This is a genomic window from Pararobbsia alpina (genome assembly GCF_902859895.1).
GTDB lineage: Bacteria > Pseudomonadota > Gammaproteobacteria > Burkholderiales > Burkholderiaceae > Pararobbsia > Pararobbsia alpina.
In genome coordinates, this window is the sequence record NZ_CADIKM010000009.1 from 1 (window position 1) to 22,627 (window position 22,627).

Genomic DNA, 22,627 nt, shown 5'->3' on the forward strand with positions numbered 1-22,627 from the left:
CGATTCCTGGTCTTCGATCGACAGGGTGCGCGCACGCTGAAGGCCCTCGACGAGCACCTTCACGGTCCCGTCGGGAAGCTTGAGCATCTGGAGAATGTTGGCGACGCAACCCACTTCGTACATGTCCGCTGGGGTCGGCTCGTCTTTCTCCGACGTCTTTTGTGCGACAAACATGATGTGCTTGCCGCCCTCCAGCGCCACCTCAAGAGCCTTGATGGACTTCGGGCGACCGACGAACAGCGGGCTCACCACACGTGGGAAAACGAGGACATCTCGCAGAGGCAGCAGCGGGAGCGTCGTGCGCTCGGAAGGAAGGCGCTGGGTTGCTGACATTTTCATTCCCGATAAGTGGCGCATCTACCGCCAAGTCCAGTTTGGTGAGCAGTCAGCCTGGCGGAAGACCGAGCGCTTGTGGACCGCAAAGTCCATGGAATCACGATAAACGAGCGCTCCAATGAAAACCATTCTACGAACGGACGCAACAGTCCTCCGTGGGCATAACGCGCTCATACGATTGGATATCTCGAGGTATCTAGGAAGCGAGTGTTCGAGACGTGGCGACGAAGCGCCCATGCGTGCGCGCAGGAGGCGCGGGTGATCGAGTCGTTGGTTGAGGCTGCGGTGCCACGGGTGACGATGATCGTCCCGGCACGAGGACTGCCTCTGCCTTCAGAGGCATGGAGTTCCGACAGTTCGGCGCGAGGAAGTCCGAGGGTTCGCCGCGGCATGCCACTGAAGCGAATGTGCTGTCTTGTCAGATCATCGAGTGCGGCCTGGCGCCATTCATAGGATCTACGCGCCCGGTGCAGACGGCGTGCTCGCCTCGGCTTTTACTCTGATGAAACGGGTCAGCGAGACTGTCAACGTCTCGCTGCCGTTCGCCTTCCGAAGGTGTGTGTGACTAAAGTGGCGTTCGCAATTGGAGAGCGTACCCTTACCCTCTATTACTGCCCGGGCTCAGGCGTTAGTGGATATCGCCGCGGCTCCCACCCTGCACTTCCGGCTCCTGCGCCCGCTGTCGCGCCTGCAACTCCTGATCCGCGTGTCGCAGGAGGCCATAGTGCTGTTCGATCTGTTCAAGATGGTCTTGCAGACGCTTGAATGCTTCCTGGGACACTGTGTCGTCCCGGTCCCTAGGGGCGGCGACCACCTGAGACGCCAACTCGTGCAGGCGGCCGAACGCGACAGCCAACTGGACCGTGCTTTGAAGTAAGCTGTCTCTGTTCTGTTCCATGCTGAAACTCCAGTAGGTGATGGGTAGACCACGGCCCATCACCGGTTGGACTGACGTGCGCCCTGTAGTTCACCTCGCTGATTCCCAACGTGTCAACTCCCTGGAGAGCGCAGCTTTCCCGCTCCTACTGCCCGCCCTCAGACACTAGTGGACATCGCGGCTATCGCGGCTACCAGCCTGTTGGCGCTCCGCCCCCTGCTGTCCGCGCTGCCGGCCCTGCCACTCTTGATCCCGCTGCCGGCCCTGATCCGCGTCGCGGGGGAGCCCATACAGCTGTTCGTTCTGCTCGATTTGATCTTGCAGGCGGTTAAATGCTTGCCGGGACACCGTTATAGTGTCGTCCCGATCTCTAGGGCCAGCGTTAACCAGCTGAGACGCCACGTCGTGCAGCCGGCCAAGCGCGACTGCTAACTGGACCGTGCTTTGAATTGAGTTGTCTCTATTCTGTTCCATGCTGATACTCCAGTTGGTTACAATTTAGGGCAAGTCGCGATTACCCGCTCATTGCAAGGCGCTCCTGGAAGATCTATCCACGCAGGACTGCGACAACTGCCCGTTGGGAGAACAGACAGGTCCACGGCTCACAAGGCGGCTATGGAGATCGAGCTAACTCACAAACCGCCCGCTACACCTTGGATGCCTATTCGATCGGTGTGGAATACTAAATAAAATCGAAACAGGAAACCTATCGAAGCGTTCAATTCCTCGGGGTTAGGACGCAGGTAGGTGGCTAGTTCCGTGCAACATAGAAGCAGTCCGATAGACTGCAACCGTCTTTGGCGCGTTGCTTTGTAAGCAAGCTGCTACACAACAGATCCAGACGAACAAGATAGCTTCCGCCCCAGAGAACGTTTTATCCCGTAGGATTCCTCACCACACCGCACTTCTCTAGGAATTTGAAGACTAGCCCGTTGCCCGTCATATTCAATGATACTTTTGTAACGCTAGTTATCGCCCAGGGCGACGATGTCGTATCCCCGCGTATCTGCCCCTTGGCAGTAAAACTGCAGCGGATTTGGCTCGGCCGGTTCCACACAGTCAAGCGACGGTCAAACGTCTTCATAGACGTGCGGACCTAGGACCGCAACTGGCCGACCATGGTCCCACGGCGATCCAAAATGCATTTTTCGACGGCGATTGTCAAAAATCTACGCATCTCGTTCGAATGGAAGACTGAACTCGAACCTTGCGCCGTATCCGGCATTGTTCATCACACGCAGCTCTCCGCCGTGAGCTCGAACAATTGAACGGCATATCGACAACCCAACCCCCATGCCCTGAGGCTTCGTGGTGAAGAAAGCCTCAAAGAGCTTGCTGGCGTTCTCGGCATCAATCCCCTTTCCCGAATCTTGCACCGCGACAATCACACTGCCCTCGTCGCTGCGCCGCAACTCTATCAAGAGCTCGCGAGCCCGATCCTCAACGCTGTCCATCGCCTGGATGCCATTCATGATCAGGTTAGTCATCACTTGCGCCAACTGGATCCGATCACCGAGGACGACGGGCAGGCCTGTCGCAAGCTTCGTCCTCAACGTAACGCTGTGATTCAAGACCTCACGTTGCACGAGGGGGAGAACGTCGTTGACCACCTCGTTGATCTCGAGTCGCGTCATCTGTGGGGGGGTCCGCTTGGCTAGCATGCGCACGCGCAAGAACAGTTCCGTCAAGCGTTTGCTTTCACAAACGACACGTCGTAGGCCGGGCAGTGCCTCCTCCAAGTTGGGCGTGTCCCGGTCGAGCCATCGTAGAGACGCTGTGGTGTCAGCGGAGATCGCGCAAAGCGGCTGCGCAAGTTCGTGAGCCAACGATGCACCCAATTCCCCAACCGTCGTCAAACGAGTCACCTGCTGCAGCGCTTCTTCCTTCCGCTTGCGTTCAGTAATATCCGTGCTCGTTTCGAGCGTCGCGATCGGTCGACCCTGATCATTTCGCAGCAGCGCCCAGCGGGTTGCCACTGCGGCTTCTAACCCGTCTCGCCGGGCATTGATCAATTCCCCCTCCCAGCGGCCCGTTGCAGACAGAGATTCCTTGATATCTCCGAGCGTCACGGGAAAACGCGTGCGCAGGACGGAGTGAGCAACCTTTCCTAGCACCTCTTCCTTCTTCCATCCGTAAAGCGCTTCGGCACCGTTGTTCCAATAGGTAATCACGTCTTCCATATCTCGAACCATCACGCAATCGTGGGTGAGGTCGAGAAGCTGCGCCTGCTTCCGATGGACTTCACTAAGTCGACGAGCCCGGTGCACGAGCGAGGTAACAACAAGGGATGTGGTGAGGAAAGCAAGCAATGCTGCGACATTCTGCACGCTATCTACTCGGAAGCTGAAGATCGGTGGCGCAAAGAAAAATTCGAGGCAGCCAACAGCAATCACCGAGAAGATGGCTGAGCAAACGAGGCAGTCCAATAGAGACAGCAGCAAGATCTCAATCAGATAGACAAACGCCGCGACCGTCAAGCCGACATCAAATCCGAAACACAGCCAGGTCGCGAGCGCCAAGCCAATGCCTCCCCCGGACAAGATTTTGGCAATCGAGCGCGATCTGACGATCCGGTCGGCCTTCGTGTCTGAGTGCAACATTTGGTAGGCACGGTACGAAGAGCGATCGTTCATTCCAGTATCGAGTGTCATGGCAACCCCAGCCGCCGATCCGACAGTTCCGTCAGACGCCGATGGTGAACCACCCGGTCGCGTTTTCCCTCATCAGCAGAATTAGGGCGCCATCCGGACTCCGCCATGTGAGCTTACTCGCATCAGCCTCGGCGTCCATCGGCGGCAACCCTCCTTAAGTCCTCACCTATCGCAAAGTTCCCTTTTCCGCTTCACGTTGGCTCAACTGGACCGATGACTGATGCCGATAACGGCGGTAAAGGCTGCTTAGGGGAAGCAGGCGTCCGAGGTGCTGACGCAACTGGCGCGCTACGCGATGTACCGGCTACCTCCAGCCAACTACCCGTTCGGGTGGTGTGCGTCCCTTGACGTTCTGTCATTCTGAATCCGCCCGTCGCCACTCACTAACACAGGATCCGTGTGCAATGGGCGGTGTCAGGCGCGAGCAGGTCGCGTCGCAAATGACCGGAGACTTCACATGGAAAATACATCGTCAAGCGCAAATCCGTTGCTGGAGCTATCCGCCAATCTGGCGGCAATCGTCGAGCGCGTCGGACAAAGCGTCGTCGCGGTACACGGTCGGCGTCGCATTCCGTCAAGTGGAGTAGTCTGGCGGCATGGCATCGTTGTCACCGCTGCGCACACGCTCAGACGCGAGGAAGGAATCGAGCTCACCCTGCCCGATGGCCGTGTAGCCGCCGCGGTCCTGGCGGGGCGGGATACGAGCACCGACGTCGCCGTGCTGAAACTGGACGGCGTGGACCTGGACCCCGTCGAGTCCGGCGATGCCCGCTCGCTCAAGGCGGGTCATCTTGTGCTCGCGGTCGCGCGGGCAGATGAGTTTGGCACCAGTGCCGATTTCGGCGTGGTCGGCAGCGCTGGCGGTCCCTGGCGCACTTGGCGCGGCGGTCGGCTCGATTCCTTCGTGCGACTGGATGGCGGCCTGCACCCGGGTTTCTCCGGCGCAGCCGTCGCGGATGCGCGCGGGCGGGTCATGGGCATCTGCACATCGGCGCTGGCGCGTGGCTTCGGTATCGTGATTCCCGGGATGACCGTGGAGCGCGTCACGGACGAATTGCTGGCTACCGGGCGAGTCTCACGGGGCTACCTTGGCGTCGGCACTCAGCAGGTGACCCTGTCGGATGCGTGGATCAAGAAAATGAACCTGTCTTCCAACCGCGGATTGCTGGTCAATTCGCTCGCGCCGGGCGGTCCCGCCGAGGTGGCGGGCGTGCTCCTGGGCGATGTGCTGATCGAACTGGACGGCAAGCCGTGCCGCGACATGGACGACGTGCAAACCGCACTTGGCTCCGTAAGCATCGGACAGCCCTTGAAAATCGGGCTGATCCGGGGCGGCGAACGCACCGAGTGCTCGGTCACCGTCGGCGAACGCCCACAACGGGATTCATGCAGGTGAACGCCGGGAAACGGTCAAATGTCGGATGGCCAGATGGCACAGATGGGCGCAGTCCAGGTCGCGGTCATTGCGGATTCGCCGCAGGTGCGCGCAAGCCTGCAAGCGCTTGTCGAGACCAGTCCGGCACTCAGATTCGTGGCCAGCGCAGCGGACGCCGAAATGCTAGCCGACCGTCTTGCCGGTTCAGTACCGGATGTGATCGTGATCGACGTGGAGCCCGCGGCCAGCAACGCACCCCAAGATGGACTGGACGCAGGGCACGCGCCATCGGCGCTCGTCCTGTTGATCGACGAGGCGGATGGCGACTGGATCCTGGATGCATTGCCGGGTGATGCGATGGCGATCGTGCTGCGCAACGCGATGCCAGGCGAAATCGTCGCATCGATCGAAGCCGTGGCCGCGGGCCTTGACGTGATGTCGCCGGAGATCCTCGCGCGACTGCTGGCCGCACGTAAACTGCCCCGGCAGACGGCGCCCGAAATGCCCTTCGAAGCCCTGACCTTGCGCGAGATCGAAGTACTGACGATGCTCGCCGACGGACTCGTCAACAAGGAGATCGCTCGGCAACTCGATATCTCGGACAACACGGTGAAATCCCACCTCTCCTCGATTTTCGGCAAACTGGGCGCAAGCAACCGCACTGAAGCGGTGATGCTCGGTATGCGGCGAGGATTCATCATGGTGTAGCGAATCGACGCGATGCCGAAGTGGGTCTATGGCGGGCTGCAGTCGGATGCAACCGACTCATATCGACACAGGGGTACAAGTCCCATTGCGAGCGTCTTCACGGATTCTCGCCTGCGATGATCGGCGCGAGCCCGACACCGGCGCGAAGCAGTCGCGCTTCGTGCGTGGCCGGCGCGCTGAGCAACAGGCTGGTCGGCATCTGCGCGGCGCCCAAGCCGTTCGGCAACGCAAGCCCGCAAGTATTGAGCATATTGCCAAGCAACGTATTGCAGATCGTCTTCAGGTTCACACGGGCGAACACGTCGGGATCGGCCGCAAGCGGCGCAATCGGCGGCGCGACGTGCGGCACCGTCGGCATCACGAGCAGCGCGTCGCCGAGCGTAGCCCATAGCGAGCGCTGCAAGGCGACGCGGCCACGCTGCAATGCGTCGAAGTCCTCTGCCGACATCGTCTTGCCGCCCATCATCCGCTTATAGACGGTCACATCGATTTGCGCATGGCGCGGGCTCTCGAGCAGTTCGCGATGCGATTGATAACCCTCGGCTGCAGCAATATTGCCGTGACGCGCGATCAACTCGCGCACCTGCGTAAGCTCCGGGACAGGTTGCCAGCGCACTTGCACACCGGCGGCCGCCGCTCGCTCAAGCGAAGCGACGAAGTTGCGCCGCACTTCTGGCTCAACCTCATCGAGTATCGCGTTTTCCGGAGCGACCAACGTCAGCGATGCCAACGACGTCGCGTCGGGTGCGAGCGATGGGGCCTTAAGGCCGCGCAATGCAAAGTCGAGCAAATAGCAATCGGCGACGTCGTGCGCGAACACGCCGATCGTGTCGAGCGTGCGCGACAGCGGGAATACACCGTCGGTGTCGATCCATTGCTCGGAGGTCTTGAAGCCGACCACGCCATTGAATGCCGCGGGCGTGCGCACAGAGCCGCCCGTATCGGTGCCGATTGAGACCGGCACGAGTCCTGCGGCGACGGCCACAGCGGAGCCTGAGGACGAGCCTCCGGGCACGCGCGGCATGTCGCTTGCGCGCGGATTCAACGGCGTGCCGAAATGCGGATTAAGCCCGAGCGCGGAGTAGGCGAATTCAGACAGATTGGTTTTGCCGAGCGTCACCATACCCGCGGCGGCGAGATGGCGCACGATCGGCGCATCATGCTGCGCTGGTGGCGCGTCCCGATAGACGGCTGACCCAGCGGTGGTCGCGAGACCTTCGATATCGATCAGGTCTTTCCATGCGACGGGGACGCCATCAAGCGGACCAAGAGGCCGACCGGCTCGATAGCGAGCCGCGCTTTGCGCCGCCTCGCGTCGCGCCCGTTCGAAGCAGGTGGACGTAAAGACGCCCGAGTTTTTCCCCCTCTCGATACGCTCGACGAAGTAGTCGGTCAGCTCGCGCGGTTCGACTTTGCGATCATGCAACAGGCGGCCGAGCTCCGCCGCCGTGAGCGCTTCAAACGGGGAAGACGATATGAACGTCATTGTTCCAATGCGGCGGCGATGGCCTTGCCGACGCCGGTAGTATCGGCTGTGCCGCCGAGATCCGGGGTGCGCGGTCCTTCGACCAGTACCGTTTCGATTGCATGGATGATCGCATCATGCGCCTCGCGGTAGACACCGCTTCCGTTGCCGAGGAAATCGAGCATCATCGCACCTGACCAGATCATCGCGATCGGATTGGCAATATTTTTGCCGTAGATGTCGGGCGCCGAGCCGTGAACCGGCTCGAATAGCGACGGGAACCGGCGATCCGGGTTCAGGTTCGCCGACGGCGCGATGCCGATGGTGCCGGCGCAGGCAGGGCCCAGGTCCGAAAGGATATCGCCGAACAGATTCGAGGCGACGACGACATCAAAGCGCTCCGGGCTCAGCACGAACCGCGCGGACAAGATATCGATGTGATATTTGTCCCAGTGCACGTCCGGATAGCACTTCGCCATCGCCTCGACGCGTTCGTCCCAATACGGCATCGTGATCGAGATGCCATTCGACTTCGTCGCCGAGGTCAGATGCTTTTTCGGCCGGCTCTGAGCGAGATCGAAAGCAAAATCGAGAATCCGGTCGACGCCCTGGCGCGTAAAGACAGTTTCCTGAACCACGAACTCGCGGTCGGTCCCTTCGAACATGCGGCCACCGACCGACGAATATTCTCCTTCGGTGTTTTCGCGCACCACATAGAAGTCGATGTCGCCCGGCTTGCGCCCTGCCAGAGGACACGGCACGCCGGGCATCAGGCGCACCGGACGCAAGTTCACGTATTGCGAAAAATCGCGCCGGAAGCGCAGTAGCGAACCCCACAGCGAGATATGGTCCGGCACGGTCGCGGGCCAGCCGACCGCGCCGAAAAAGATCGCCTCGAACTGCATCAACTGGTCGAACCAGTCGTGCGGCATCATTTCGCCGTGCTGTGCGTAGTAATCGCAGTTGGCCCAATCCATCGTGGTGAATTCGAGGTTGATGCCGAACCGACGTGCCGCCGCTTCGACCACGCGCATGCCCTCCGGCATCACTTCCTTGCCGATGCCATCCCCGGCGATAACCGCAATCTTGTGTGTTTTCATTGACTCTCTCGTCTTGCAATGGGCTTACCGGAACCAACGAAGCCTTACCGAGGCGAATCATAGCGCGCACGCTTCGCGATATAGTGATCGCTTGCGTGATCCAATCGACTACAAAAAGTGAACAATCTCCCATCGATGGAAGACCTGCGCCTGTTCTGCATGGTCGTGCGTAAGCAGAGCTTCGCCGCCTCCGCACTTGAAATGGGCGTGTCCAAAGCCTTGATCAGCAAACGCATCGCTGTGCTCGAGAGCATGCTCCAGGCGCGACTACTACATCGCACCACGCGGAAGGTTTCGGTTACCGAGAGCGGACATATCGTCTATCAGTGGGCACAGCGCATCCTGGAGGATGCCGAGCACATGGCCGAGGCGATTTCGTCCTCGAAGATTGTGCCTCGCGGACTACTGCGCGTCTGTACTAGTTCAGGTTTCGGCCGTAATCATGTGTCGCGCGCGGTGTCGGCAATGGCGCAGCATTACCCGGAACTCGAATTTCAGTTGGAGCTGCTCGACCGGCCCGTCGACCTGGTGCGCGAGGGGTTCGATCTAGACATCCGGATCGGCGCGGTGCATGAGGAGAGTCTTATTACGAAGCTGATCGCCCGCAACGCACGCGTACTATGCGCGTCGTCGAGCTATCTAGAGCAGTGGGGAACTCCGGCGCGCCTCGCCGACCTGGCACAACATAAATGCATCGTCATCCGCGAGCGCGATCAGGAGTTCGGCCGCTGGAAGCTGGAAGGCTCCAACGGCGCAGAAACGGTGCGCATCAGCGGACCGCTTTCCGCAAATAACGGCGAGATCGCGCATCGCTGGGCAATCGACGGACACGGGATCATCCTGCGCTCGATGTGGGACGTCGGGCCCAGTTTGAAACGCGGCGAACTCAGCCGCGTGCTGCCCGAATATCAGCAGGATGCCAATGTATGGGCTGTTTATCCATCCCGGCTGTCGACGTCAGCCAAGGTGCGCGTATGCGTGCAATTCCTCGAGGAATGGCTCGCAAATAACGTTTGAAGCCCTGTCATGGCCGGTCGCCGGCACGCGCGGGGGCACCATTCATACCAGCTAAAAAATCTGAGCGCAAACTCTGATCGTTCACATTTTGTGTCTTATGTTTTCACGAACCGACCGATTAGCTAGCAACCTATAGACACTACAATGCGGCGAGCTTGGCAATTAACCTGATCAAGGAACGCTGATGGGAAAGCAAACGAAACAGCTGGCGAGTCTTGCAGATGTGAAGAAGGTCGGTTTTATCACGCCGTCGTCGAATACGGCATTGGAGCCGATGACGATGGGAATGACCGACCAGATCAGCTCGCGGATCTCGACGCATTTCAGTCGGGTTCCTGTGACGTCGCTGACGCTCGACAGCAAGGACGTCAACCAGTTTCAGACGCAGAAAATGGTGGATGCGGCGGCGCTCCTGAGCGACGGCGGTATGGACGCTATCCTGTGGAACGGCACCTCTGGCAGCTGGACCGGCAAGGGGTTCGAAGCCGACGTCAGCTTGTGCGAAGAAATCAGCCGAGTCACGGGAGTGCCGGCGTCCACCTCTTCACTGGCCCAGATCGACGTGTTGAAGCAATATGGCATCAAGCGCTTCGCGCTGGCGGTGCCGTACGTCGAGGAACCGACTCGCAAGATCGTCGAGACTTATGGCAACCAGGGGTTCACCGTGGTCAACACCGCCAGGCTCGATCAAACCCAAAACGTCGTGATCGGCAATACGCCATTTGAGCGGATCAAGCAGTTGCTGCGCGATGCGGATTCGCCCGATGCCGAGTGCATCGTCGTCGCCTGCACCAATTTGCCGGCGACCACCGTGGTCGACGAGATGGAGGCGGAACTCGGCAAGCCGATTTTCGACAGCATCGCGGTAACGTTGTGGAAAGCGCTGAAGATGACGTCGATCGACGTGCCGCTCCATGGCTTTGGCAAATTGCTCAGGGCCAGTCCCGTGCTTGCCGAGCTTGAGCGTGTCATGGCCACCCTGCGCGAAGTGACCGGCGGCAGCCGCACCACATTGCGCATCGACATTCCCGAGCACAACTGCAATGTCGACAGGGTCTGCGCTGAATCGGTCGCGCCGGGCATCCCCGAGCTGAAACTGAATACCTCGTTGAATCAGCGCAGCCTCGCGACCGTGCAGTGGCTCACCGCGACTCGCAAGCCGTTGGCCCAGGACGACTGTGCGAACGCGGAGGTAAAGCCGCCGAAGGCGCTGATGGAAGTCTATGGTGTCAAGGCACAGATGCTGGTCGGCCTCGAGGCGGCCAATGGCGAGGTGATCGGATGGATCTCGGTCCATTACGTGCCGAGCACGCGCAAGTGGACCGACGCTGACGTCGCGGCGTTGCAAAGCGCAGCCGATCAGGTCCGCACCATCTTGCAGCAAAGCAACTGGGCGTCCTTTTAATAAGTAGTCGCTACCGGAGTTGGCCGTTCACACAAAGATTGTGTGCGGCCTATCGATCATTCTGTAGGACTACACACAATATAAGGGGAGACCATGAGCATACCTGTCGAGAATGTCGCCGTTCAGACCAAGACAGCGGTAAGGTGGAAAATCTTTATCGTATTGCTGGGGCTGGTCGCGATCAACTATATCGATCGCGCCTCGCTATCGGTCGCGATGCCGCTAATCTCGAGGGATTTCAACATAAAGCCGGCGTTGCAGGGCTTGATTTTTAGCTCGTTCTTCTGGACCTATGCATTGATGCAGGTGCCCGGAGGCATGCTGGTTGACCGTTTCAAGCCGCGCATCGTGATCGCCGCCGCTGCGGTCCTCTGGGGTGGGTTCCAGGCAATCGCGGGCCTGGCCACCAACGCCACCACGTTGCTGCTGACCCGGTTCGGATTGGGTGCGGCCGAGGCTCCGATCTATCCGTCCGGCGGCAAGCTGAACGGGATCTGGCTGACGCAGAACGAACGCGGCCGCGGCGCAACGTTGCTGGACGGTGGCGCTCCGTTGGGCGCGGCGGTCGGCGCGATATTGATTACCTCGTTGATCACCTTGCTGGGATCGTGGCGCCTGGCGTTCATCGTGGCCGGCGTCGGCACGGTGCTGGTCGGGTTCTACGCGTGGCACTTCATTCGCAACAGCCCGCGCGAGCATCGCGGCGTCAATGAAGCGGAGGCCACCTATATCGAGCAGGCCCGGGCGATCGAAAACGAGAGCGAGCCGACCCAGGTTAGCGGCAAGAGGCTCCACCTGTTCAAGTACCGGACCGTATGGCTCATGTTCTTCGGCTATATGTGTGCGAACGTCGTGTTCTACGGCTTGTTGACCTGGATGCCGAATTACCTGAGCAAGGTACACGGCTTCAATATCCAGCAGATGGGCGGGGCGAGCTTCATCATTTTCCTCTCGGGATTCGTTGGCGAACTGGTCGGCGGCTTTCTATCCGATAAATGGAAAAGTGCCGGCGGGTCGCCGAACAAGGTGATGCGCACCTTGCTCGCTTTCGCCTCGATTGTCGTTACCCTCGCCGTATTCTCAGTTGCCTACGCAAGCGGGCCCGCGCTGACGGTCGTACTGTTGTCGCTCACGTTGTTCTTCCAACGCTGGACCGGCCTCTACTGGAGCATTCCCTCGCTCATCGGGACGCGCGACAGAGTCGGCCTGCTCGGCGGCTTGATGAATCTCGGCGGCAATATCGGCGGGGTAGCCGTCCCGCTCGCGGTCGGCATGATCGTGCAGCTGACCGGCTCATACTTCCTCGCAATGATGGTCTTCACCGGTGCCGGTATCGGTCTGCTGCTCTGCTCGATGTGCATCAACTACGAGAAGAAGATCCCGGTCTGAGGTGCCTGCACGCAACGGGGGACGGTGCCGGTCCTGCAATGCAGGTCCGGCGCAGCCGAAGCGACGCAAAGCGAAACAAAACAAAACAATCGTCGGGGTACGCCATTGGTGGACAAGCTACTTCCGGACTGACAATCAAGACCAGTAGAAAAAATTTAAAAAAACTTAGAATAGCTAATGAAAATCAAAAACTACACCTCATTGCTGCCCACTCGCTACATTCTTACTTTTGCAATCCTCGCGTCACTGATCGCCGCCGCGCCTCACGCCCGCGCGCAAAGCAGCGTGACCTTATATGGGCTGATCTCGGTCGGAATGAGCTATTCGTCCAATGCGGGCGGCAAGCCTCTCTATCAGATGCAGAGCGGGCCCCAGCAACCGTCTCGCTTTGGTTTGAAGGGACAGGAGGATCTGGGCGGCGGGCGATCGGCTATCTTCGATCTGGAAAACGGATTCTCGGTCACGAATGGTTCCGCATCTCAGGGGGGGCGGTTGTTCGGTCGCCAGGCGTGGGTCGGAATCGCGGACAAGGAACTGGGTACGATCACAATGGGCCGTCAGTATGACGAGATGACCAAGCAGTTGAACTGGACGGAGTCCGCAGTTCAGTTTGCGACCTACGGTGCGCACATCGGTGACAACGACAACATATACGATGCGGTGCGGTTACAGAATTCGGTTCGCTATGAGTCTCCAGTTATCGATGGTCTTTCGTTCGCCGGGCAATACGCTTTCTCGAATCAGGCCGGGGCCTTTTCGAACAACAGCGCTTTCAGTGCCGGCAGCACCTATGTGCGCGGACCCTTTAAAGTAGCGGTCGCGATGTCGCAATTCAACCACCCCGCTGCGCCGGACAATTCTTCGGGGGCCATCAGCGACAACTACGGATTCACTTCCCCGTTTACGACGAGCCAAGGTGGTTCAGGCGTCGAGACGCAGCGAATTTTTGGCATCGGGGCGGGATACGATTTCGGAATCGTGCGAGCTACCCTCGCCTACACGAATGTGCTGTTCGACTACCTGGATACGACTGGCCTTCGGCTGCAGAACGCCGAGATATCGCTGACTCACAACATCACTCCAAGTCTCCTCGTCGGCGTAGGGTACATCTATACGACGGGTGAATATTCAGACTCGGAAAAGCCGCACTATAACGAGGTCAATCTGGGGATCGATTATTCGTTTAGCCCCCGTACGGATGTGTATCTCGTTGGCCTTTACCAGCGCGCCGGCGGTGCAGCGCAATACGCGCAGATTTTCTCCACGGCTGCCTCAACCTCCAATTCGGAAACGCAGGTCATCGCCGGGATAAGGACGCGCTTCTGACGGAGCGATTTACATTGGCACGGGGTCCCTGGTGTCCGTTTCGGCGAGAGAGTATGCCCATGACTAAGCGTCGAAAATGGCAAGCTCGATAAGGCGCTCGACAAAGCACCAGGCAAAGGATGGTTCGTTGTCGCCTTGAAGGCAGATTGGCTATCTGTGTTTCGAGCTGTCATCCCTTGCTGACCACTAAAGCTGCACGCTTGCGCAACCCAATCAGGAGATTTAGGTGATCAAGTTGTCTTTTTCGCAAAAACTCTGGCTGCCGCTGGTTCTCTGTCTTCTGTGCTTCGCCGGACTCTCGGTGATCGAGGCCTATAGCACTCGAGACGTTCGTCTAGAAGAAAGAAAAGCCGATCTAGTGCATGCCACGGAACTCGCCATTGCAGTCGTCAAGACGTTCGCCGATCAGGCTGCTGCCGGAACGATCACGGTCGACGAGGCGAAAAAGAAGGCCGCGGAGGCCGTGCGCCGCATGCGCTACGCGGGCTCTGACGGCTACTTCACGATCATCGACTCGAAGCACGTTCTGATGCATCCAATCTATCCGGAGATCCAGGGCCGGGACGTGAGAGAGTTCAAGGACCCGAATGGCGTACTCACCTTCCAGGTCGCCATCGATATCGTGAACCGAGAGGGCAAAGGCTTCACTCGTATAGGGTTTTCGAAGCCTGGTGTAAGCGGCGTCTTCCCGAAGATCACGTATGAGGACACCTATCGCCCGTGGGGCTGGATTATTCTGACGGGTGTCTATCTCGACGATATTAACGCTGCTTTCCAAACATCCTTGTACGAGAGCGTCGGTTTGCTTGTCGTGGTCGGCGCTTTGCTAAGCCTCGTAGTGATCTTGCTCAATCGCGGCATTCTGCGCTCGCTCGGCGGCGAGCCCGGTTACGCGACCGAGATCGCGACGCGTGTTGCGAACAACGACCTCACCGTCATCGTCAAGACCGCGCCGAGCGACCGCAGGAGCCTGCTCTACTCGATGAAGCGGATGCAGGATCAACTGACGGAGACAATCCGCACGATTACGACGTCGGCCGAGTCGATCGCATCGGCAACGGGCCAAATCGCCGCCGGCAACCGGGACCTCTCGCAGCGCACGGAGGAGCAGGCGGCGGCATTGCAGGAAACAGCTGCGACCATGGAAGAGCTCACCTCGACAGTCAATCAGAACGCCGACAACACCCGTCAGGCAAGTCAGGTCGCCGCGCAGGCGGTACAGGTCGCGCAGCGCGGCAGCGGCGTCATCTCGCAGGTCATCGATACGATGAACGGCATCCGAGCGAGCTCGGACAAAATTGCCGATATCGTCGGCATGATCGAAAGCGTCGCGTTCCAGACCAACATCCTCGCGCTCAATGCTGCCGTCGAAGCCGCTCGCGCGGGCGAGCAGGGCCGGGGGTTCGCCGTCGTTGCGAGTGAAGTACGCTCGCTCGCGCAGCGCTCGTCGTCGGCCTCGAAAGAGATCAAGGGGCTCATTCAGGACTCCGTGGAACGCGTGCGAGCCGGCGCCGAGTTCGTCAACGCGGCCGGTCTGACAATGGACGAGATCACACGATCGGTGCAGCGTGTCACCGACATCATGGGCGAGATCGCCGCGGCGTCGATCGAGCAGAGCAATGGTATCGGCCAGGTCAGCAAGGCTGTCACGCAGATGGACTCGGTAACACAGCAGAACGCGGCGCTCGTCGAGCAGGCTGCCGCGGCCGCGAGCTCACTCGAAACGCAAACCAGCGATTTGCGCTCGTCGGTGGCGGTCTTCCGGTTGCCGTAGGGAGTGTACAGGCAGTGGACTCACTTCGACTCATGCGCATCTTAGCGAAACGATTGTCACGCATTCACTTTAACTCACGGCAAAAAAACGGATTCCGATGACTTACCCAACCGATATCAGAGATGTCGAGACAATTGATCGCGGCACGCGAGTGCGGGCGCTGTTGGCCAGCGGGATCGGTAGCACCATCGAATGGTACGACTTCATCCTTTACGGAACCATGGCGGCGATCGTTTTTGGCCCCTTGTTCTTTCCCGCCCACGATCCGTCGATCGCATTGATGCTCTCGTTCGCTTCATTTGCGCTGGCGTTCGCGATGCGCCCCATCGGCGGCATCGTCTTCAGTCATATCGGCGACAGGATCGGCCGCAAGAAAACGCTAGTCATGACGCTCTCGCTCATGGGCGGCAGCACCCTGGCTATGGGACTTTTGCCCGATTACAACGCCATCGGTGTCTGGGCTCCTATCCTCTTGACAGTACTGCGCGTCATTCAGGGAGTCGCGCTTGGGGGTGAATGGGGCGGAGGCGTCCTGCTGGCGGTGGAGTACGCGCCCAAGAAATACCGGGGCCTTTTCGGCGCGGTCCCGCAAGTCGGAACCATGCTGGGCCTTGCTTTGGGTTCGCTGGCAGCATCGGAGGCGAGCGCGATCTTCTCGAAAGAGGAGTTTCTCAGGGTCGGCTGGCGGATTCCGTTCATTCTGTCCTTCGTCCTGGTCATCATCGCTTTTTGGATTCGCCGCTCGGTCGATGAAACTCCGTCCTTCAAGAAGGTCCTTGCGAGCGAGAGCGCGAACAAGGTTCCATTGCTGGAAACCATCAAATTCCACTGGCGGGCAGTGCTGATGACCATCGGGGCGAAGTTCATCGAAACCTCGGTCTTCTATATCTTCGCAGTGTTCTCGATTTCCTACACGATCGGCCTCGGCTTCGAGCGGACCGATACGCTCAATGCAGTGTTGGTTGCCTCGCTTTTATCTGCTCCGATGGTCCTCTTCAGCGCGTGGATTTCCGACCGAATCGGCCGGAAGAAGATTTTTATTATCGGCGCCCTCGCTAGTATGGCCTTCGTTCTACCCTTCTTCTGGCTCGTTCATCAAAGATCGATCGCGTTGCTGTACCTGGCCATCGTTGTGGGCTTCGCCGTCATCTATCCCATGGTCGGCGCTGTAATGGGTCCGTTGTTTGCCGAGAATTTCCCGCCGGAAGTTCGATACACAGGTATTTCGCTGGGTTACCAGCTCGGAACCGCACTGGTTGGTGGTCCACTCCCACTTATCGCTACGGCGCTCCTGGTTGCCTTTCACGGTTCCTATGTCCCAATCGCCATTTTCGTAGGTCTCTGCGGCATCGTTTCCTTAATTGCCATCTCGTTTGCCAAGGAAGGCCGCGGCCAGGATCTCGACGCCAGGAGGACCGTTCTTCCATTGGAGGTAGAACCTGCGCTCGACGCCGCCGAACGCCCGCCACGGCTCAGTAACCCAGTATCCGATAACGGATAAGACATGCCTGAGCCGGACGAGCCGGAATCAAACAGGTAGTCGTCATACCATGGCATTCGGCCAGCCGTGCTCGGGGCGAACGGCCTCGTGTCGTCCGTCAGGCAGGGTGAACTGAAAGGCGGCACCCCCTGGTTCATTCGTGCAAGCCCACAGCCGCCCCCCGTGCGCCTCGATGATCGAACGGGAGATGGGTAGACCCATGCCCATCCCGCTGGCCTTGGTCGTGTAGAAGGTCTCGAACAGGCGGTCCATATGCTTCGGGTCCAGGCCCGGCCCCGAATCCCGCACCGTGACGAGCACGTAGCCCGCCTCACCTTCCTCGGACCTGATCAACAGCTCTCGCGCTGCCTTGCTGACGTCGGTCATGGCCTCGACGGCGTTGATGATCAGGTTCAAGAGTACTTGCTGCAACTGGACCCGGTCACCGTAAATGAGCGGCAAACCGTCCGCGAGGTCCGTCCGCACCGAGACATCGTTCCTCACGATTTCACCACGGGTGAGCTCAATCACCTCGCGTATCGCCTCGTTGATGTTCAAGCGATCGTTCTGGGGCGGTGCCTTATTGATAAAGGCACGGATCCGGCCAAGGACCTCGCCCGCGCGATGGCCATCGGTGACAATGCGCGTAACCGCCTCGCGTGCTTCATCCAGTTCCGGTGGTCGATGGCCGAGCCAGCGCAGCGCCGCATCGGCGTTGGTGACCGTCGCCGCAATGGGCTGGTTCACTTCATGGGCAATCGAAGCTGTGAGTTGCCCCATGGTGGCGACACGGTTTGCGTGGGCCAGTTGCATCTGCATCGAGCGCAATGCCTCTTCGGCCCGCTTGCGCTCGGTCAGATCGAGCACGAAGGCGACACCCTGTTTGCGGGCTTCATCAAAGCTCGTTGAGCCGACGAGCACGGGCGCACGACTGCCGTCTTTCCGAAAGTACTCCTTCTCGTACGGTTGCACGCGCCCGGTCAACTTGAGTTCCGGAGTCCACCAGCGTTCATCGCGATCGAGCCACTCCGGGGGCGTCAGCTCAGTCCAGCGCAGTCGACCCGCGGCGACATCCTCACGGTCGTAACCCACGATCCGCAGAAACGCGTCATTGGCCCCGAGAATGGGACCTTCAAGGTCCCAGAAGAAGATCCCGATGATATTCGCCTCGACCAGGCAGCCAATCTTCGCTTCGCGCTCCGCGAGGTCGTGGTACAAGCGGGTGTTCTCCAGCGAGATGGCGGCCTGGGAGGCGATCAGCCGCAGCACCGAGGTCCGGGCCGGCGTGAAGACCCCCGGAGCCAGGTTGTTCTCGAGGTAGAGCACGCCGATGAGCTTGCTCTGGTTGACCAGGGGCAGGCAGAGAATGGACCGGGCCTGGTGCTGCCGGATGTAAGGATCCGCGGCAAATGCGGGTTCGGCCGCGGCATCGTCGAGGATCATGGCCTCGTGCGTACGAAGGACGGTCTGGACGATCACCTCAGACAGGGCCGTTGCGCTCAAGGCCTGGTCACGCAGCCGTACGACGATGGTATCGCCACCCGTCGTGGCTTCCGCCGCGATCCGCTGCTCGACCTCGTGGGAAAGAATCAACAGGCCTCGCTCGGCCCCAGCATGCTCGATAGCCGTGCGCATGAGCGTGTCGAGCAACTTGTCCAGCATCATCTCGCCCGAAACGGCTTGGGACACCTTGAGCACGGTCGCGAGATCCAGATGTTCGACCGGCGCTCGGATCGTGCTCGTCGGCCCGGGTGCCGGCTCTTCCTCGCCCAGATGGGGATAGAGCTGATCGAGTTGCCTCACCTTCCCGTCGGCGCCCCAACTCAGGTAACAATGCCGGGCGTTTCGCAGATACGCGTCAGCCATCGTCGGAAAGCCGCGCGTCGTACAAAACCCTGCGGCGCGTTCGTGGGCCAAGGCTTCGTTCTGGATGAACCCCCCCTCGCGCGAGAGCCGAATGGCCTCTTCATAGAGGCGTATCGCGTCCAGGTCCCGGCCTTCGAGGCGTGCCATCTCGGCGCCTACCAATGCCACGCGGTTCGCGAACGTTGCGGGACAGTTCTCCGCCCAGACCGCGAGTTGCTTGTGATGCGCTGCCAGCGCTTCCAAATGCTGAGGTCGCTGCTCAGCCGAGGTCAAATCGCAATGCGCCGCCCAGGCGAGTGCCCCATAGAAATGGTACTCAGCCCATTCAAATTGGGTCGGAGTCGTCCAAAGCAGCGGAGCCGCTTTCGATACAGCCGCCATAGCAGATGCCTCGTCCCTCATGAAGAGGCTCGCTTGCAGCCTGCGAATCCAATAGTAGGACGCGCCAACGGCCAACTGGGGATTGTCCTCCAGGTGTTGCTCGAAGCGGCGCTCGTCGAACGCCTCGTCATTGGAAGCGATGAAGTCCGGTGTCAGTCCACGAAGCATCCGGATGAACCTGAGCTGCCCGATGAGGCAGTCGCTGATGAGACCAAACCTGACTTTCCGCGCGAATTCAAGCCCATGCTTGACCTCTCGCTCGACCTCACCAAGCGAATCTCCGGTGGCAATACGGTTTGTGATCATGTCGACGCAGCTGTAGGCTGCATAAGACAGGTCACCGGCTTCCAGCGCCGTCTCAGAGGCGCGCTTCAGGAAGGCGCGAGACGTCTGCAAGGGCTGAGTCCAGTCAGCGACATGGACGGCGAAGACCAGATAGACGCGGGCCCTGAAGCGGTCCAGCCCGCGCTTCTCCACCAGATCCAGGCCAAGCATACCAAAGCGGAACCCTGCCTGGTATTCACCGAAGTACGTCCCCAGCACGCCGCCCAGCCATGCATAGCCGAGGGATGATCCGTCGCTGTTGCCATACTCCAGGCTGAGGGTAGCCATCTGACTGACGACAAGCCGGAACAGATTCAAGTCGGTGAACAAGGCCGGCGATGTGAGCACCGTGAGCACGTTCATGGTCGCGCATCGCTCCGGGTCTCTCATCAAAGGCAGGTCGAGCAGTGCTTCGATCGAGCCCGCCCCCAGCCGTTGCCACAATCGGTCATAGGTCTGGCGAACGTCCTGTGCTGTCGGGTGCGGCGACCATTGGCGGCCCACTCTGCGAAGAAACTCCAGGCCCACCTCGACAGCGTTGTCACTCTGGTCCAAGGTCGTGTAGAGATTGATGCGCACGCAGGTAACGGCCGCGGCGTCAACCGTGGTCTGCGCGAGAATCGACAGCATGGCGAGCCGTTTTTGCGCCGATGCCAACTCCCCGATCAGGTATTTGCACTCGGCCCAATTGAGCTCGAGGTCGAAGGTGAGCCGGTAGCACTGTTCCCATCCAGTCTGCGCCAGCAACGCCAGCCCGGCGGTGAAATACTGCAGTGCTGCATCATAGGCGGTTGCCGCCTTGGCACGCTCGCCCGCCATAAGGTTGAGCCGGGCGACCTGTTCGCGTTCCTCCTGCGTGCTGATGAGTACCGCGCCGCGACTGAACTGATTCACAATTTCAAAGATATTTTCCTCGAGGTCCTCCGGGGGCGTCCTGGCCGCGAGAATTCGGCCGATCCGAAGATGCGCCATCGCCCGCGTGCCTTCAGGGATGAGCTCATACGCCGCCTCTCGGATACGATCGTGAAGGAATGTGTAGGTGCTATCCGAGCGCAGGACAAGGCCGGATCGCACAGCGTCCCAGAGCGCCGCGTGCGTCGCCTCCTCGGCCTGCGCATGCACCACGGCGAGCGTATCCGCCTTTGCGACGCTCCCCAGGCAGGCTAGCTGTCCCAACGCTTTCTGAGTCTCTTCGGGCAGGCGGCTCAGCTTCGCCGCCATGAGACTCGCGACGTTATCGGTGAAGCCCTTCGCTCGGATGCGTGTCAAGTCCCACGTCCAGGCGGCCACGCCGGGATCGAATACCAGTAACGCCTGCTCAGCCAAGGCGAGCAGGAATTGGATCGTGAAGAACGGATTGCCAGCCGTCTTCTCGAACACCAGCTCGGCCAATGGCCGCACGCGCCCTGGCTCCATTTGCAGCGACTCCGCCAGCAGCCGCGCCACATCCTCCGGGCAAAGGGGCGCTAGTACGATCTCACGCACCCGCCCGCCGGCGCCGCGAAGTCTCGCCAGCATCCGCGCTAGCGGGTGCGCGGGATCGACTTCGTTGTCACGGTAGGCCCCGACCAGCAGCAAGTTGCGCATGTCCGGATGCGCAATCAAATGCTCGATCAAATCAAGGGTCGCCAAGTCCAGCCACTGGAGATCATCGAGGAACAACGTTAGAGGGTGCTCCGGCCGCGCAAACACGCTGAGGAAACGCCGGAATACCATCTGGAACCGAGCCTGCTGGTCCTGTAGCGAAAGTTCAGGCGGCGGCGGTGGCTCACCGATGATGAGAGCCAGCTCCGGGACGAGCGTGACCATGAGCTGGCCATTCGGACCCAGGGCCTCTTGCAATGCGGCGCGCCATGAACTCATCTCCGTGTCGCTCTTGCCGAGAATCTGAGAGACAAGGTTCTGGAAGGCCTGAGCCAGCGTCGCATAGGGGATATTTCGTTTGTACTGGTCGAACTTGCCTGATGCGAAAAGCCCGCGTGGCGGCACGAGCGCCTTGTGCAGCTCATTGACGACGGAGGTCTTGCCGATCCCGGAATAGCCGGAGACCAGCACCAACCCCGGAGTACCTTCGTAGACCACCCGATCGAAGGCGGAGAGCAAGGTCTCGATTTCGCGCTCTCTTCCGTACAATTTTTCGGGGATCAGCAGCCGGTCGGGAAAGTCGCGTTCGCCCAGCGGAAAGGGATTGATTTGGCCAACCGCTTCCCATTCAGTCAAACAACGGCGCAGATCATGCAGGAGGCCAACCGCCGTTTGATAGCGTTCCTCGGCCGTCTTGGCGAGCAGCTTCATGACGATGCGCGAGATTTGAGCCGGAATGCGCTCGACCCGCTCACTCGGTGGTACCGGCTTTCGTGCGATATGGCAATGAATCCATTCCATCGGCTCGGATGCAAGGAACGGCAGCGAGCCCGTGAGCATCTGGTAGAACGTGACGCCGAGCGAGTAGAGGTCGCTGCGCGCATCGATCGAGCGATTCATCCGGCCGGTCTGCTCCGGCGCCATGTAGGCGAGCGTGCCGGCAATGGTCTCGGGCGGTGCGGGCGATTGGCGCTCGCGTGGCACCCGTGTGGCGAGCCCAAATCCCGTGAGTCGCACAGATCCGATCGATTCGTCGACAAGGATATTGGCGGGCTTGAGGTCCTTGTGGACGAGGCCGCGCAGATGGACCTCGCCGAGAGCAGCGCAAATACCGATCGCGAGCCGCATGAAGCGATCCGTTTCGAGCGGCGCGCCCAGCAGCCGCTCGAGTGGCTCGCCGCCCAGGTCCTCGAATAGCAGCACGGTCCGATCGCCTTGACGCACGAGTTCCAGGGGCCGCACCGCCCATGCACTGTCCAGCTGCTCCTTCAAGCCGTATTCGTGCGACAGGCGATCCAGGCTGGCAGCCGTCGGGGGCTCGCCGGTAGACCACGCGGCCAGCACGGAAGTTTGCGTGCCGTCTGAGTTGACGTGCCACGTCCTCAAGAAGGCACGGTCCCTATCCTTTCCCAAGACCTCGAAGCTCGTATCCACGACTTCACCGACCCTATAAATCAGGTTCGATTGCCGGTCTGCGCCATCGAGCCGGTCGCCACGCCAGGTGGAGAACGCGAATTGCGCTTCGGCAGGTCAGAACCCTAAGATGCTAGTCTGCCACAGTACGGACGG

General features: G+C 60.1%; 14 protein-coding genes. 8 read left to right on the plus strand and 6 right to left on the minus strand.

The features are described 5' to 3' along the window. The 3 genes from HV670_RS11905 to HV670_RS11915 form a co-directional block, all read right to left on the minus strand. Nucleotides 1-333, minus strand: a 333-nt coding sequence (locus tag HV670_RS11905) for an LON peptidase substrate-binding domain-containing protein (protein ID WP_175104994.1), incomplete at its 3' end; no start/stop codon positions are given. Between the two features lie 631 nt (nucleotides 334-964). Then, a complete protein-coding gene (locus HV670_RS11910) occupies nucleotides 965-1,234 on the minus strand; it encodes a hypothetical protein (RefSeq protein WP_175104995.1) in 270 nt (89 codons plus the stop codon). A 1,148-nt stretch (nucleotides 1,235-2,382) separates the two neighbouring features. Beyond that, nucleotides 2,383-3,864 carry an ATP-binding protein gene (locus HV670_RS11915; RefSeq protein ID WP_175104996.1) on the minus strand — a complete coding sequence of 494 codons (1,482 nt, stop codon included), beginning with the start codon at nucleotides 3,862-3,864 and terminating at the stop codon, nucleotides 2,383-2,385. A 490-nt stretch (nucleotides 3,865-4,354) separates the two neighbouring features. Here HV670_RS11915 and HV670_RS11920 point away from each other — a divergent pair, with 490 nt between their 5' ends. Together HV670_RS11920 and HV670_RS11925 are read left to right on the plus strand one after the other, a co-directional pair. Next, nucleotides 4,355-5,260: a trypsin-like peptidase domain-containing protein gene (locus HV670_RS11920; protein ID WP_175105124.1), complete on the plus strand. Its 906-nt coding sequence runs from the start codon at nucleotides 4,355-4,357 to the stop codon at nucleotides 5,258-5,260. Nucleotides 5,261-5,278: 18 nt separating this feature from the next. Further along, the gene (locus tag HV670_RS11925; protein ID WP_175104997.1) at nucleotides 5,279-5,947 is read left to right on the plus strand and encodes a response regulator transcription factor; all 669 of its coding nucleotides are present in this window, start codon (nucleotides 5,279-5,281) and stop codon (nucleotides 5,945-5,947) included. 97 nt (nucleotides 5,948-6,044) lie between these two features. Here HV670_RS11925 and HV670_RS11930 read toward each other — a convergent pair whose 3' ends face one another. Beyond that, a complete protein-coding gene (locus HV670_RS11930; RefSeq protein WP_175104998.1) occupies nucleotides 6,045-7,433 on the minus strand; it encodes an amidase family protein in 1,389 nt (462 codons plus the stop codon). Further along, nucleotides 7,430-8,512 carry a tartrate dehydrogenase gene (locus HV670_RS11935; RefSeq protein WP_175104999.1) on the minus strand — a complete coding sequence of 361 codons (1,083 nt, stop codon included), beginning with the start codon at nucleotides 8,510-8,512 and terminating at the stop codon, nucleotides 7,430-7,432. The genes HV670_RS11930 and HV670_RS11935 overlap by 4 nt, the downstream gene beginning before the upstream one ends. A gap of 117 nt (nucleotides 8,513-8,629) precedes the next feature. Here HV670_RS11935 and HV670_RS11940 point away from each other — a divergent pair, with 117 nt between their 5' ends. The 6 genes from HV670_RS11940 (at nucleotide 8,630) to HV670_RS11965 (ending at nucleotide 16,924) form a co-directional block, all read left to right on the plus strand. Beyond that, complete coding sequence (locus tag HV670_RS11940; protein ID WP_175105000.1) at nucleotides 8,630-9,529, plus strand: LysR family transcriptional regulator; 900 nt, start codon at nucleotides 8,630-8,632, stop codon at nucleotides 9,527-9,529. Between the two features lie 184 nt (nucleotides 9,530-9,713). Next, nucleotides 9,714-10,934 (plus strand): aspartate racemase/maleate isomerase family protein, encoded by a 1,221-nt coding sequence (locus HV670_RS11945; protein WP_175105001.1) that lies wholly within the window; start codon nucleotides 9,714-9,716, stop codon nucleotides 10,932-10,934. A gap of 93 nt (nucleotides 10,935-11,027) precedes the next feature. Beyond that, on the plus strand, nucleotides 11,028-12,323 hold the full coding sequence (locus HV670_RS11950; protein WP_175105002.1) for an MFS transporter: 1,296 nt from the start codon (nucleotides 11,028-11,030) through the stop codon (nucleotides 12,321-12,323). A 177-nt stretch (nucleotides 12,324-12,500) separates the two neighbouring features. After that, the gene (locus HV670_RS11955; protein ID WP_175105003.1) at nucleotides 12,501-13,649 is read left to right on the plus strand and encodes a porin; all 1,149 of its coding nucleotides are present in this window, start codon (nucleotides 12,501-12,503) and stop codon (nucleotides 13,647-13,649) included. Between the two features lie 229 nt (nucleotides 13,650-13,878). Continuing rightward, nucleotides 13,879-15,423 carry a methyl-accepting chemotaxis protein gene (locus HV670_RS11960; RefSeq protein WP_175105125.1) on the plus strand — a complete coding sequence of 515 codons (1,545 nt, stop codon included), beginning with the start codon at nucleotides 13,879-13,881 and terminating at the stop codon, nucleotides 15,421-15,423. Between the two features lie 97 nt (nucleotides 15,424-15,520). Continuing rightward, a complete protein-coding gene (locus HV670_RS11965) occupies nucleotides 15,521-16,924 on the plus strand; it encodes an MFS transporter (protein ID WP_175105004.1) in 1,404 nt (467 codons plus the stop codon). Nucleotides 16,925-16,966: 42 nt separating this feature from the next. Here the strand turns inward: HV670_RS11965 and HV670_RS11970 are convergent, their stop codons facing one another. Beyond that, nucleotides 16,967-22,444, minus strand: a complete 5,478-nt coding sequence (locus HV670_RS11970; RefSeq protein ID WP_246257257.1) for a trifunctional serine/threonine-protein kinase/ATP-binding protein/sensor histidine kinase — start codon at nucleotides 22,442-22,444, stop codon at nucleotides 16,967-16,969. Nucleotides 22,445-22,627: the final 183 nt, after the last annotated feature.

Bases quoted from the DNA above. Each gene is read 5' to 3' on its own strand.
- HV670_RS11910 (WP_175104995.1), bottom strand. From the start codon at position 1,234: ATGGAACAGAACAGAGACAGCTTACTTCAAAGCACGGTCCAGTTGGCT.
- HV670_RS11915 (WP_175104996.1), bottom strand. From the start codon at position 3,864: ATGACACTCGATACTGGAATGAACGATCGCTCTTCGTACCGTGCCTAC.
- HV670_RS11925 (WP_175104997.1), top strand. From the start codon at position 5,279: ATGTCGGATGGCCAGATGGCACAGATGGGCGCAGTCCAGGTCGCGGTC.
- HV670_RS11930 (WP_175104998.1), bottom strand. From the start codon at position 7,433: ATGACGTTCATATCGTCTTCCCCGTTTGAAGCGCTCACGGCGGCGGAG.
- HV670_RS11935 (WP_175104999.1), bottom strand. From the start codon at position 8,512: ATGAAAACACACAAGATTGCGGTTATCGCCGGGGATGGCATCGGCAAG.
- HV670_RS11945 (WP_175105001.1), top strand. From the start codon at position 9,714: ATGGGAAAGCAAACGAAACAGCTGGCGAGTCTTGCAGATGTGAAGAAG.
- HV670_RS11950 (WP_175105002.1), top strand. From the start codon at position 11,028: ATGAGCATACCTGTCGAGAATGTCGCCGTTCAGACCAAGACAGCGGTA.
- HV670_RS11955 (WP_175105003.1), top strand. From the start codon at position 12,501: ATGAAAATCAAAAACTACACCTCATTGCTGCCCACTCGCTACATTCTT.
- HV670_RS11965 (WP_175105004.1), top strand. From the start codon at position 15,521: ATGACTTACCCAACCGATATCAGAGATGTCGAGACAATTGATCGCGGC.